9 protein-coding genes are annotated in these 12950 nt (G+C 33.9%); 6 read left to right on the top strand and 3 right to left on the bottom strand.

Annotated elements, in window-relative coordinates; translation table 11 throughout:
* Nucleotides 1-182: 182 nt before the first annotated feature.
* From EV143_RS15415 to EV143_RS15390, 6 genes are all read left to right on the top strand, one after another.
* Nucleotides 183-2447, top strand: coding sequence for a GH92 family glycosyl hydrolase (locus EV143_RS15415; protein ID WP_133508840.1), 2265 nt, complete (start codon nt 183-185; stop codon nt 2445-2447).
* A gap of 239 nt (nt 2448-2686) precedes the next feature.
* A complete protein-coding gene (locus tag EV143_RS15410; RefSeq protein WP_133508839.1) occupies nt 2687-4972 on the top strand; it encodes a GH92 family glycosyl hydrolase in 2286 nt (761 codons plus the stop codon).
* Nucleotides 4973-4976: 4 nt separating this feature from the next.
* Entirely contained in the window at nt 4977-6437 is a 1461-nt protein-coding gene (locus EV143_RS15405) for a glycoside hydrolase family 125 protein (protein WP_133508838.1), read from the top strand.
* A 72-nt stretch (nt 6438-6509) separates the two neighbouring features.
* Nucleotides 6510-7412 (top strand): ROK family protein, encoded by a 903-nt coding sequence (locus tag EV143_RS15400; protein WP_133508837.1) that lies wholly within the window; start codon nt 6510-6512, stop codon nt 7410-7412.
* A 214-nt stretch (nt 7413-7626) separates the two neighbouring features.
* The gene (locus EV143_RS15395) at nt 7627-8628 is read left to right on the top strand and encodes an isoaspartyl peptidase/L-asparaginase family protein (protein WP_133508836.1); all 1002 of its coding nucleotides are present in this window, start codon (nt 7627-7629) and stop codon (nt 8626-8628) included.
* Nucleotides 8629-8847: 219 nt separating this feature from the next.
* Nucleotides 8848-10428, top strand: coding sequence for a T9SS type A sorting domain-containing protein (locus EV143_RS15390; RefSeq protein ID WP_133508835.1), 1581 nt, complete (start codon nt 8848-8850; stop codon nt 10426-10428).
* Nucleotides 10429-10683: 255 nt separating this feature from the next.
* On the opposite strand, the gene EV143_RS15385 is transcribed toward EV143_RS15390, so the two are convergent.
* The 3 genes from EV143_RS15385 to EV143_RS15375 all read right to left on the bottom strand — a co-directional run bounded on the left by EV143_RS15385 (nt 10684) and on the right by EV143_RS15375 (nt 12641).
* Nucleotides 10684-11196: a GNAT family N-acetyltransferase gene (locus EV143_RS15385; protein WP_133508834.1), complete on the bottom strand. Its 513-nt coding sequence runs from the start codon at nt 11194-11196 to the stop codon at nt 10684-10686.
* 204 nt (nt 11197-11400) lie between these two features.
* On the bottom strand, nt 11401-11730 hold the full coding sequence (locus tag EV143_RS15380; RefSeq protein WP_133508833.1) for a hypothetical protein: 330 nt from the start codon (nt 11728-11730) through the stop codon (nt 11401-11403).
* Between the two features lie 155 nt (nt 11731-11885).
* On the bottom strand, nt 11886-12641 hold the full coding sequence (locus EV143_RS15375; protein WP_133508832.1) for an SDR family oxidoreductase: 756 nt from the start codon (nt 12639-12641) through the stop codon (nt 11886-11888).
* Nucleotides 12642-12950 lie beyond the last annotated feature (309 nt).

Below are 12950 nucleotides of genomic sequence, written 5' to 3'. Positions count from 1 at the left end.
TAGAGGCGCACAGCAGTGAGTCTAACCTTGCGGACTTGTTTTGCGAACCTTGCATAAACCTTTTGCGAACTTTGCGGTTAATTTTTTTTGTGTTCAAAGATTTTCCGTAGAGACGCACAGCAGTGCGTCTAACATTAGAAATTAAAATATCCGTGTTCTATCACATATAAAAAACAAATAAAATGATTACAAAATACAAGCACATTGTTTTTTCAATAATTATGCTAATTAATTTACCTGCAATTTCACAGGGAAAAAAGGCAAAACAAACTTCTACAGATTATACAAAATATGTAAATCCGTTTATTGGGTCAGCAGGTCATGGTCACGTATTTGTGGGAGCAAATGTTCCTTTTGGAGCCGTTCAGTTAGGACCAATAAATATTTTTGAAGGTTGGGATTGGTGTAGCGGATACAATTATGCCAGTAATACAATTTTAGGATTTACACACACCCATTTAAGCGGAACCGGAATTGGAGATTTAAATGATATTCTTTTGCTTCCCGTTTCAGGAAAAGTGCCTCTTTTTAAAGGAACTAAAGAAGATATGGTAAATGGTTACGGCTCTTATTTTTCACATGAAAATGAAGTAAGCAAACCAGGATATTACAGCGTTTTACTGGATAAATATAAAATTAAAGCCGAATTAACAGCCAGCGAAAGAGTTGGTTTTCATAAATATACTTTCAATTCAACTACAGACAATTACGTTTTATTAGATCTTGCCGATGGTGTGGGTTGGGATAAACCAGTAAAAACATTCATCAAAAAATTGAACGAAACAACACTTGTCGGATATCGTTTTTCTGCAGGCTGGGCGGCTGATCAGCGCGTTTATTTTGCTATCGAATTTTCTGAGCCAATTTCAAAATTGGCATTGTATGATGATAAAACGGCTGTTACAGGAAATGAAGGAGAAGGATTAAAAATGAAAGCAGTTCTTGATTTTGCAGCTTTAAAAAACAAGCAAGTTTTAGTAAAAGTCGGAATTTCTCCGGTAAGTTACGAGAACGCTGCGGCAAACATAAAAGCTGAGATTCCGAAGTGGGATTTTGATCAAACGGTAAAAACCGCCACTTCAAAATGGAACAAGGAATTAAATAAAATTCAGATTAAAGCCAACGATAAAACAATGAAAGTTTTTTACACTTCATTGTATCACACCATGTTTGCGCCATCAATTTTTAATGATGCAAACGGAGATTACAGAGGAACAGATAAAAAAGTCTACGAAAAAGCAAACTTTACGAACTACACCACTTTTTCGCTTTGGGATACGTACCGCGGTTTACATCCTTTGTACACGATAACACAGCCAGATAAAATTAATGATATTGTAAAATCATTTTTGGCGATTTACGAACAACAAGGCAGATTACCGGTTTGGCATTTAATGGGAAATGAAACCAATACCATGAACGGAAATCACTCGATCGCCGTAATTGTTGATGCGTACTTGAAAGGATATCGTGATTACGATACAGCATTAGCCTACGAAGCCATCAAAAAAACAGCCATGCAAACGCGAGACGGAATGGATTATGTTCAAAAATTAGAATATATTCCTGCTGATAAAATGCTGGAAACAGTGGGTAACGCTTTAGAATATGCCATTGATGATTATTGCGTAGCCCAAATGGCAAAAGCATTAAACAAGACCGAAGATTATACCTATTTCACGAAAAGAGCGAATTTGTACAAACTTTATTTTGATAAAGAAACTACTTTCATGCGAGGCAAATTAACCGATGGGAATTGGAGAACACCATTTAACCCGCTTTCATCAGCGCATCGTAAAGACGATTATGTAGAAGGAAATGCCTGGCAATACACATGGTTAGTTCCACAAGATCCAAACGGTTTAATTGATTTATTTGGAAGCGAAAAGAAATTTACAGATAAATTAGATTCACTTTTTCTACTAACGGACAAAGTAGAAGGCGAAGAAATTTCACCGGACATTAGCGGTTTAATCGGACAATATGCCCAAGGAAATGAGCCAAATCATCATATTCCCTATTTATATGCGTTTGCGGGACAGCCGTGGAAAACGGCAAAATTAATCCGCGAAATTGATGATAAATTTTACTCCACAAAACCAGACGGATTATGCGGAAATGAAGATTTAGGTCAAATGTCAGCTTGGTATGTGCTTTCTTCAATGGGATTTTATTCTGTTAATCCGGCTAATGGTGTTTATGTTTTAGGAAGTCCGTTAGTGAACTCAGCAACAATTCATCATAAAAAAGGCATTTCATTTACAATAAATGCAATAGACAACAGCGCAACAAATATTTATATTCAAAAAGCAGAATACAACGGAAAACCGTACACAAAATCATACATCACACAAGATATGATTGTAAAAGGCGGAGAGTTAAAATTATTTATGGGAAGCAAGCCATCGGCAACTTTTGGAGTGAACAAATCGGATAGACCTCAATAATTTTAGATTTTAGATTTAAGAATGTAGATTTTAGATTTAAGAAATTACAAGCTGTTAATTTTTAACCAGCAGTTTTCCTAACAGGTTTTAAAAACCTGTTAGGAATAATTAAGTTTTTAGGTTTACGTAAGCTTTGTCAAAGTTTTAAACTTTGACAAAGCTTTTCAAGTCGACAATTCACATTTTACAACAAATACCTAACAGGTTTTTAAAACCTGTTAGGATAATAAAAACAGAATATGAAAATAAAAAGTTTAATTTTTTTAGCAGTATTACAATTTTGCATTTTTGTAAATGCACAAGTTAAAACTATAGATCTTGCCGATTTTGTAAATCCATTAATGGGAACACAATCGCTGCACAGTCTTTCTAACGGAAATACTTATCCGGCAATTTGCAGGCCTTGGGGAATGAATTTCTGGACACCGCAAACCGGTAAAATGGGAGACGGATGGGCCTATATTTACACAGCCGAAAAAATTAGAGGATTTAAACAAACCCATCAGCCTTCGCCGTGGATGAACGATTACGGACAGTTTTCGATTATGCCCGTAACAGGAAAACTGGTTTTTGACGAAGCAGAAAGAGCAAGCTGGTTCAGTCATAAAGCTGAGGTTTCAAAACCATACTATTACAGTGTTTATTTGGCAGATTACGATGTTACGACAGAAATCACGGCAACAGAAAGAGCAGCACATTTTCAAATTACATTTCCTGAAAACGAAAAATCTTCAATAGTAGTTGATGCTTTTGATAAAGGATCTTATATTAAAATTATTCCCGCAGAAAATAAAATTATCGGTTATACAACCCGTAATAGTGGCGGAGTTCCGAGCAACTTCAAAAACTATTTTGTTTTAGTATTCGATAAACCATTTTCATCAACACATACCTGGCACGATAAAATCTTAGAAAAAGATAAATTAGAAAAGACAAACATTCACGTTGGCGCAGTAGTTGGTTTTAAAACTACAAAAGGAGAAATAATAAATGTAAAAGTAGCATCATCCTTTATTAGTGCAGAACAGGCTGAACTGAATTTGAAAAACGAATTAGGAACAGCCTCTTTTCAGGAAACTGTAGAAGCTTCTAAAAAAGAATGGAATAAAGTTTTAGGAAAACTAACTGCTGAAGGCGGAACCGAAGAACAACTAAAAACATTCTATTCTTGCTTATATCGTGCCACTTGTTTTCCTCAAAAGCAATATGAAATAAATGCTACCGGCGACATTGTGCATTATAGTTCATACAACGGAAAAACATTGCCGGGTTATATGTACGCAGGAACAGGTTTTTGGGATACTTTCCGTGCTTTATATCCACTGCTTAATTTGGTTTATCCTTCCATCAATAAAGAAATGCAGGAAGGTTTAATCAACGATTATAAAGAAGGCGGATTTCTGCCTGAATGGTCAAGCCCTGGTTTCAGAAATGTAATGGTGGGGAATAATTCGGCATCTGTAGTTTCTGATGCTTATGCAAAAGGATTACGCGGCTACGATATCAATACTTTATACGAAGCTTTACTTCACGGAGCCAATAATGAAGGGCCTTTAGAAGCTGTTGGAAGAAAAGGAGTTTCCTACTACAATACTTTAGGTTATGTTCCGTATGATGTAAATATCAATGAAAATGCGGCAAGAACACTTGAATATGCTTACGATGATTTTGCCATTTGGAAATTAGCGAAAGCTTTAGACCGCCCGAAAAAGGAAATTAATGTATTCGAAAAAAGAATGATGAATTATAAAAAACTTTATAATCCATCAATCGGGTTAATGAGCGGAAGAAACAAAGACGGAAGTTTTCCTCCGAATTTTAATCCGTTAAAATGGGGAGATGCTTTTACAGAAGGAAATGCGTGGCATTACAGCTGGAGCGTTTTCCACGACATACAAGGTTTGATTGATTTAATGGGCGGAGCCAAAAATTTTACAGCGAAATTAGATGCTGTTTTTACAACGCCTCCTGTTTTTGACGACAGTTATTACGGATCAGTTATTCATGAAATCCGCGAAATGCAAATTATGAATATGGGTCAGTATGCACACGGAAACCAGCCTATTCAGCATATGATTTATTTGTATAATTACGCAGGCGAACCCTGGAAAACACAATATTGGTCGAGAGAAGTTATGAACCGCTTGTACAAACCAACCCCGGATGGTTATTGTGGAGATGAAGATAACGGACAAACTTCGGCCTGGTATATTTTCTCATCAATGGGATTTTATCCGGTTTGCCCGGCAACAGACGAATATGTTTTGGGTGCGCCGTTATTTAAAAAAGTCACTTTAGAATTAGAAAACGGAAAGCAGTTTATTATCAACGCTCCTGATAATTCAGAAGTAAATAAATATGTTAAAGAATTAAAATGGGATAACTCCAATTATTCCAATAATTATATCAATCATTTTGATGTTTTAAAAGGCGGTGAATTAAATTTCGACATGACGAGCTCGCCTAATTTACAAAGAGGAACTTCAAAAAGTAACTATCCATATTCTTACTCAACTTCAAAATAATAGTATGCATTCACGTAGAAAATTTATAAAAAACACAGGCATTTTTTCAGCAGGATTATTGGCACTTCAAACTGATGTTTTTGCAATGCAATCTGATACATTCAATTTTGCATTAAAAGATTTTATCAGCAAAAGACCTCCGTTAGCCGAAAGAAAATTTACAAGCCCTGCCATTGAAGCAGCAATTGTCAGAATCAAAAAACAAATTGCTAATCCGGAACTGGCATGGTTATTCGAAAATTGTTTTCCAAATACATTAGACACTACAGTCGATTTTGAAATCATTGACGGAAAACCCGATACATATGTAATTACAGGCGATATTGATGCAATGTGGCTTCGTGACAGTACAGCTCAAATTTGGCCTTATATTCCATTTGTAAAAGAAGATAAAAAACTGGCAGAATTGGTAAAAGGCGTTATCAACCGTCAGGCAAAATGTATTTTATTAGATCCTTACGCTAATGCTTTTTATAAAGATTTTACAAAAGAAAGCGAATGGAAAAATGATTTAACCAAAATGCAGCCCGGTATTCACGAACGCAAATGGGAAATCGACAGTTTGTGTTATCCCGTTAGATTAGCACACGGATATTGGAAGGAAACGGGAGATATTAGTTTGTTCGACAAAAAATGGAAGGAAGCCATGCTTTTAGTTCTACAAACATTTAAAGAACAACAACGCTGGACAGATAAAGGCCCGTACAGTTTTCAAAGACAAACTGCGTGGGCGACAGATGGAGTCCCCTTAGGCGGTTACGGATATCCTGTAAAACCTTGCGGATTAATTGTTTCGACTTTTAGACCAAGCGACGACAGTACTTTATTTGGCTATTTAATTCCGAGTAATATGTTTGCAATTGAAGTTTTGGGTTATTTAATCGAAATCTTTTCATTGCCGGCACTTTTAGACAAAAATTTAGTAGCTAAAGCCAAAGAACTAAAAGAACAAGTTGAAAAAGGTTTACAAGAAAACGGAATCATCGACCATCCAAAATTCGGAAAAATTATTGCTTTTGAAGTAAACGGATTTGGAAGTTTTCATATGATGGATGATGCCAATGTACCTTCATTACTATCATTGCCTTATTTGGGCGCAATAGAACCGGATAACCAACTTTATCTGAATACAAGAAAAGTTGTGCTTTCAGAAAACAATCCATTTTTCTATAAAGGAAAAGCAGGAGAAGGAATTGGCGGCCCGCACACCGGAGTCGATACCATTTGGCCAATGAGTATTGTTTTAAGAGCCATTACGAGTGTAGATGAAAAAGAAATAAAACGGTGTATTAGCAATTTGATTAAAACAAATGCCGATACCGGTTTTATGCACGAATCATTTCATAAAGATGATGTAGCTAAGTTTACCAGAAAATGGTTTGCCTGGGCGAATACCCTTTTTGGAGAAATGATAGTTCATACAAGCATTCATTATCCTCAAATATTAAAAGATAAAAACATTTAGATAAAATATTTACCATTAAGAGATTAAGAAGTTAGACTTAATAGATTTAATGGTTCAATAAAAAAATAAAGAATGAATAAAGAATATGCCGTAGGAATAGACATTGGAGGAACACATATTACTGCAGCGATTATAGATGTAACGGATATGAAAGTAATCGATCTTTCATTGCATAAAGAATCTTTCGACTCTAATTTGCCGGTTGAAAGCGTTATGTCTATTTGGGAAAAAGCGATTCGGATTTCGATCGAAAATTCAAAAGTAGAGAAGATAAAAGGATTGGCAATTTGCATGCCCGGTCCGTTTGATTATGAAAACGGAGTCTGCTGGATCAAAGACCAATCAAAATACGAACATTTTTATAGTCTTAATGTTCGGTATTTATTTCAGGGAACACTTGATCTTTCAAGCGATTTTCCGATTCTTTTTGAAAATGATGCCGTTTGTTTTGGAAAAGGAGAAGTATTCAAAAACGCTGATAATCTTTCTAAAAAGGTTATGGCAGTTACTTTAGGAACCGGACTTGGCGCTTGTTTTATCGATAAAGGAGTTTCTATTTGTTCAGGAGAATTAGTTCCGCAAGACGGAGAAATTTGGAACCTTCCTTATAAAAACGGAATTGCCGAAGATGCTGTTTCGGTTCGCGGACTTTTAAGCCGCTATAAAACTTTAACAGAAATAAATCTTTCTAACGGATTAGAACTTTATAATCTGGCTGTAGCCGAAGATGAAATTGCTATAAAAGTATTCGAAGAATTGGGAGAGAATTTAGCCGAAATTGTAAGTCCGTGGTTAGAAAAATTTGGTGCCAATAGTTTTATTATTGGAGGGAAAATTGCAAATGCCAGTGAGTTTTTCCTGGCAGCTTTCAATAGAAAAATTAAAGAACAAGGAATTGAAGTTGAGGTTTCAGTTTCTACAGATAATGAAGTTGCAGCATTATTAGGCGCTGCAAGTTTGCTTTATAATTCGTAATTTTTTCTAAATTTACTAAGATTATTTTAACCATATAAGTGATATAAGTTCATGTTATAAAAGCTTTCATAGCTTATTTTTTAGTTTAATGAAGTAATTTTAGCCAATATAAAATGTCTTCATAATTACTTATATGGTTTTTTTGTTTACAACGAATTATAACACGCGAGCTTTAATGTTCTTACATTACTTATATGGTTTAATTTTATTTAATATGGCAAACTCAAATCGTAGAAATTTTTTAAAAACAACCGCAATAGCTTCAGTCGCTGTGGCGTTACAATCTTTTCGTTCAAATTCGGAAGAAGAAAAAGTAGTAGTTTCAAAAAAGGTTAAAAAACCAATTGTACTTTCCACCTGGAGATTTGGAATTGGAGCTAATGAAGCCGCTTGGGAAGTTTTGAAAAAGAACGGACGCGCTTTGGATGCAGTAGAAGCAGGAGTTAAAATTCCGGAAGCAGATCCAAAAGAAAGAAGCGTTGGTTACGGCGGACGCCCGGACAGGGATGGCCGCGTAACGTTAGATGCCTGTATTATGGATGAAAATGCTAATATTGGTTCTGTAGCTTGTTTAGAATTTATTAAACATCCTATTTCTGTAGCCAGAGCCGTGATGGAAAAAACACCTCACGTAATGCTGGTTGGCGATGGCGCTTTGCAATTTGCTGTGGAACAAGGATTTAAAAAAGAAAATTTACTGCTTGAAGAATCCGAGAAAGAATGGAAGGAATGGCTGAAAACAAGCCAGTATAAACCAATTGCCAATATCGAAAATCACGATACAATTGGGATGATTGCTTTAGATGCCAACGGAAATCTTTCGGGAGCGTGTACCACAAGCGGAATGGCGTTTAAAATGCACGGCCGCGTTGGTGATTCGCCTATCATTGGAGCAGGATTATATGTTGATAACGAAATTGGTGCTGCAACTGCAACAGGTCATGGTGAAGAAGTAATCAGAATTGCGGGCTGTCATTTGGTTGTTGAATTAATGCGTCAGGGGAAATCGCCTCAAAAAGCCTGTGAAGAAGCTGTTGCAAGAATTGTAAAATTAACCAAGAATAGAAATAAAGATTTGAAAGATATTCAGGTTGGGTTTATTGCCTTAAATAAAGAAGGAGAATACGGTTCTTACTGTGTTCAGGGCGGTTTTAATTATGCTGTTTATGATGAAACTGGGAATAGATTAATCGATGCTGATTATTTTTTGAAGTAATATATTATCGGCTGTGCAAGAGTAATTATTTTTGAAATGCGTATTTGGTCTTTTGATCTATGCGCTTTTTATGCAAAAAAGGTTAAATTGAGTGTTAAATCATGACATTTATCGTTTCATAATCAATTAGGATAATAAGTATATTAGGACTAAATTAGCCATCGAAAAAAGTCAATATCTCAAATTTTACATAGAATTAAATTAAAAAAAAACTATTGAATGAAAAGAACTTTACCTATTTTTGGCACGTTAGTGCTTACGTTATTATTTTCAAATACAGCATTTTCTCAAGCAGGAACACTTGATACAACATTCGGAAACGGAGGTAAAGTCACTACATTTACCGGAATTCCCGGAGCTCCTGGAAACAATCTGGTAAATGATTCAGTTTTACAATCTGATGGAAAAATCATACTAGTAGGTAACAGCAATTCTTATGCTGACGGCTCTGCTTTTTTACTAGCCAGATATTTACCAAGCGGGGCTTTAGATACCACATTTGGTACTGGCGGATATGTAACAACTTTATTTGGAAATCACTGTACAGGACAAAGTGTGACTTTGCAAACTAATGGTAAAATTGTTGTTGGTGGAAGTACTTATGTTTTATCACAAGGTGCGGTTCGATCAGATATCATGATTGTTAGATATAATGAAAACGGAAGTTTAGATACAACTTTTGATACTGATGGTATTAAAGTTGAAACTGTAGATTATTCACAATTTGTAAATTCATTATTAATTCAAGCAGATGGTAAAATAGTTGTTGGTGGTGCTTTTGAATCAGCAGATGATCCTGGATATTCTACATTTGGATTATCCAGATTTAATACAAACGGAAGTTTAGACCAAACATACGGCCTTAATGGATTTGTATTTACTCCTAATCTTTCGGGCGGAGAAATACTAGATATGAAATTTACAGACAATGAAAATATTATAGCCGTAGGAAGAAATAATTACGGACTTGATTGTGTGGTAGCAAAATATAATGCTAATGGTGAAATTGTGAAAAGTTTTGGACCAAATGGAACTGGACGTATTGAAGAAGATTTTGGAAAGATTGCGTTATTATACAAATGTGTAATTTCAAAAAACAATGATATTTATATTGCCGGCGCATCTTTTGACGGGGTAAAATATTCTGCTTTTATATCAAAATATAATGCAGGTGGTATTGCCGATAATTCATTTGGAGTAAAAGGTAAAATTTTAAGAGATTTTGGTAATAATATAGCAAGTTTTGCAACAGATATTACAATCGATCATAGTAATAATTTACTTGTAGGATATGGCGTAGGATTAACAAGTGATTATAATTTTGGTATAGAATCTTATAGTCTTAGTGGGATTTTAAACACTTCATTTGGTAAAAATGGTTATTTTACAACTAATTTTGGATCAGGACATGATTACTTTGAAACGATGCTTGTTCAACCAGATAATAAAATTGTGATGGCTGGAAATAAAGGCAGTTTTGTTCTAACAAGAATAAATAACACAAAAGTATTATCAACAATTGATTTTGCTAAGACAGCAAATGAAATTAATATTAGTCCAAATCCTGTAAATGATTATCCAACTTTAAGTTTAGAATTAAAAGAATCAACTGATTTAAGTATCGATTTATATGATGTTAAAGGAATTTTAGTTTCTAATTTGGTTAAAAATAAAAATTATAGCGAAGGATCTAACACTGAACAATTAGATTTGTCCAATAAAAACTTATCAAAAGGAATTTATTTTCTAAAAATAAATGGCAACGGAAAAGTTGCTAAAACGATAAAAATTGTAAAATAAATATTAGATTTTAGTCAAATTAATAGATACCGATTATTTCCTGAATAATATATTAATTGATCTGTGAAGGAGTTAAATTATTTTTAAAATGCGCAAGGTCTTTTGACTTTTCGCATTTTTTTGTGTGTTTTAAGAAACTATAAAATTGTATAAAAGTCGGGAGACTTTTATACAATTTTATTTAAATAGTGAAATAAAAAAATATATTTTAATTTCTAAAATCCAGGAACAACATTTGGAATATCAACTATCTTCTTAAATCTCTTTCACCATAGTCAAGATCAAGCGGTGTTCTTCTCTTATTGTCGGAAAATTCAAATTAGCTTTATCTGTTTCTATGAATCCTGATTTCTCATAAAAACTTTTCGCAGGACTACTTTCCATAGCTTTTAGCCATAATACCGAACGTTTTTGTTTTTTAGAAAAGTCAAATATAAATTCCATTATAGTTTTTCCAATTCCTTTTCCGCCATAATCTTTTAGAAGATACAGTTTGTCTATTTCTGTGCATTGTTCTTCAGGATAAGGATCTAAGGCAATGTTCATTATTTTAAAGTAGCCAATTATTTTGTCTTCATCATAAACTAAAAAATAGAAAATATCTGGCTGTGAAAGTTCCTTTTTAAAACTTTCTTTTTGATAAAATTCGTTAAGATACCATGTTCCATTATCTGACCAAAGGTATTGATAGGTATCATTGTAAGTTTGTATTGCAATTTTATGTAATGAATCTAGTTGATTCTCCTCGCATTTTTTAATAGTAATCAATTGTTTTGTTTAAGTTAGATCTGATTAATAAGGAAACAAATTTATACTATTATTAATTATTTCCAATGTGAGTTACTGTTATCATCGAAAAAATAAGAATTGAGTTTCAAATAAATTAGTTATTGAGAGGTTATAAATAAAGAAAAAAAAAGGGGAAGATATTTAAATATCTTCCCCTTTTTTTTTGATTTGACAGAATCACAATCAAGAACCTTGTTCATTATTACCAAGGTCTTCATTATCAAACTCGTCGTCGCCAAGTTCTTCGTTATCCTCCTGGGTTTCAAACTCGTTGTCTAATTCATTACTATTGAATTCGTCTTTATCAAATTCGTTGTTTCCAAGATTCTCCTTATCAAATTCGTTGTTAGACAATTCATCGTTACTTAAATCATTTCCAAAATCTGGTTCTGCGTTGTTTGATATAGAATGATCTACCGAAGCAGTTTCAATTTTTTCGCTTTCGTATCTTGTTTCATCATTTTGAAAATTTTGGTCGTCCTGACGGTAATTTTCTTTTTGGTCTAAATTCATAATATTAATTTTAAGGTTATTTTTTAACTGTAGTTGCTGCTTTTTATCAGTTGCAGTAGAACTGTTTTTTGATTTTGGCCAGCAGTATGCTTTGCCATATTTTGTATTTGGCTTAATTGACAGTAAGTAGTAAATATTTAGTACTTATTATTTGCTTAAATAGGTTCTAAGTGCGGTCTTATCTGCAAGCTTACGATATCGCATCGCTTTGGCTGTGATAAACAAAATAAAACGCTCATAGCAATATCTTCCGCTTCGAGCATTTCCAGTTTTTTGATTTTTTCTTTTTGCTCATCTTGAGATGATGTCTGCATGTTGCTTGTTACAGAGCCGGGTTCAATAAGCGAAACTTTAATTCCGAGTTCATTAACTTCTTTTCGCAATGATGCGCTGAATCCTCTTATGGCAGATTTTGTCGCTACATAAACAGTTGACGTTTTCTCGCGTGTTTCGGCACTCATTGATCCAATATTAATAATGTGACCACTTTTTTGACCTTTCATTCTAAAAACAGCTTCTCTTGTAAAAGCCATGTATCCTAAAATATTAGTTTCCAGAATATATTTTATGCTATCATAACCTTCATCCATAATTCCGTCACCGGATATCGCTGCATTATTTATCAGAATATCTATTCCGCCAAGCGTATTGTCTATTTCATCACAAATGAGCTGTAAATCTTCTTTCTTCGCAATATCTGCTGCAATACCAAAAACTTTTCCTTCAGCCTGCGCTTTAATATCTTCAATTGCTTTTTGAAAATCTAATTCGTTCCTTCCAAAGATAAATACATGACCGCCGAGTGATGCTAAAAGTGCTGCAGTAGCTTTTCCTATTCCTGTTGTGCCACCTGTTATTACAATACGCTTCCGGTCAATATTTTGTCCAAAGTAATTTGATAAATTTCCCATAATTCTATTTTTAAAATTTTAATTAAACTTTGATTTTAATTGTAACTGCAATCTGGCAATCCAAAAAATAAAATCAGAATTCGAACAGCACACCATGTATCTAATGCTAATGACTGATCTAAGCAAATTTCAAATAACTGATTATCTTTTATTTACAGAATTAACTTTATCATTTATAGATTTATCATTCAGCTTTATTTGATTTTTGTAAATGATTGCAAATTCTGGCAAAAGTGAGCATGCCATTCCGGTAAAAGAGATCAGTTGATTCCGGTTTAAAGTGACCACCCTATTCTTGTAAAAGAGATC

Source organism: Flavobacterium chryseum (genome assembly GCF_004362015.1).
Taxonomy (GTDB): Bacteria; Bacteroidota; Bacteroidia; order Flavobacteriales; family Flavobacteriaceae; genus Flavobacterium.
The sequence above is the reverse complement of the archived record's forward strand: the minus strand, read 5'-3'. Positions and strand labels throughout refer to the sequence as shown.

Excerpts from the sequence above, each read along its gene's own strand:
- EV143_RS15375 (WP_133508832.1), bottom strand. The coding sequence starts at position 12,641 with ATGGGAAATTTATCAAATTACTTTGGACAAAATATTGACCGGAAGCGT.
- EV143_RS15380 (WP_133508833.1), bottom strand. The coding sequence starts at position 11,730 with ATGAATTTAGACCAAAAAGAAAATTACCGTCAGGACGACCAAAATTTT.
- EV143_RS15395 (WP_133508836.1), top strand. The coding sequence starts at position 7,627 with ATGGCAAACTCAAATCGTAGAAATTTTTTAAAAACAACCGCAATAGCT.
- EV143_RS15415 (WP_133508840.1), top strand. The coding sequence starts at position 183 with ATGATTACAAAATACAAGCACATTGTTTTTTCAATAATTATGCTAATT.
- EV143_RS15405 (WP_133508838.1), top strand. The coding sequence starts at position 4,977 with ATGCATTCACGTAGAAAATTTATAAAAAACACAGGCATTTTTTCAGCA.
- EV143_RS15400 (WP_133508837.1), top strand. The coding sequence starts at position 6,510 with ATGAATAAAGAATATGCCGTAGGAATAGACATTGGAGGAACACATATT.
- EV143_RS15390 (WP_133508835.1), top strand. The coding sequence starts at position 8,848 with ATGAAAAGAACTTTACCTATTTTTGGCACGTTAGTGCTTACGTTATTA.
- EV143_RS15410 (WP_133508839.1), top strand. The coding sequence starts at position 2,687 with ATGAAAATAAAAAGTTTAATTTTTTTAGCAGTATTACAATTTTGCATT.